Annotated in this window: 1 protein-coding gene; it reads right to left on the reverse strand. The window is 72.7% G+C overall.

The genetic code is table 11. The features are described 5' to 3' along the window. On the reverse strand, positions 1 to 739 hold a 739-nt coding region (locus AC27IQ_RS25820; RefSeq protein ID WP_487091345.1), incomplete at its 3' end, for a UvrD-helicase domain-containing protein. Positions 740 to 905 lie beyond the last annotated feature (166 nt).

A 905-nucleotide genomic window follows, 5' to 3' on the forward strand; every position in this document is an offset into this window, starting at 1 on the left:
CGCGCGGCCAGCGCGGCAGGCTGGCCGCGGTGTCGCCGCCGTGCAGGCGCCGGGCCAGGTCGTAGGTGGCATCGAAGGGGCCGCGAAACAGCGGCTCGTCGGCCAGCTCGCGCCGGCGAATGCGCTCGTAGGCCAGGAACACCTTGAGCTGCGTGTAGCCCACGCCGATGGCGGCCGCGTGCTCGGGTGAGGCCGGGCCGCCCTCGCGCTCCAGCTCGTCCTTCATCGTGCCCTTGAGCCACACGCTGGTCGCCAGGAACTCCTCCACGAAGCCGGTATCGCCCAGCGTGGGCAGCAGCAGCTCCTCGCGCCAGCGCTCGTGTTCGTTGTCTTCCACGCGCTGCACGGCTTGCCAGACGAAGGGGCGCAGTTCCTCCAGGTGGCGGTGGTGCGGCACGGGGGCCTCGTACTGGTCGGCCAGCATTTCGGCGCAGAAGGCATCGAACGTGGCGATGCGAAAGCGCTGCGCCACGGGCGCGGGCACGCCGACCTTGCGCAGCGCGGCCTGCAGCGCCTGGCAGGCGGTGGCGGTGTGCGTGAGGGCCAGGCAGCGCTCGGGCGCCACGCCGCGCGCCCAGGCCTGCCCCATGCGCAGGGCGAGCGTGGTGGTCTTGGCCGCGCCGGCGTTGGCCTCGATGACCAGCGTGCGCTCGGCGGACTGCTGGATCGCCAGTTGCTCGGCCGTGGGGTCGATCTGCCTGGCCTGGAAAAGGGGAACGGTGGGGGAGATGGTCGCCAAAGGGATTCTTTTCAGGCAGGGCCCCGGCGCGGGCGCAGGGCGCGAAGCGGCAAGGGCGTGAGGGCGCGAAGGCCTCAGCGCCGGCGCTCGGCGCTCACGTCGATTTCGCCGAAGACGGTGACACCGTTCGAGCCCTGCCCGCCGATGCCGTGCGTGCCGCGCGACG

This window comes from Acidovorax sp. KPB24-07 (assembly GCF_057543315.1).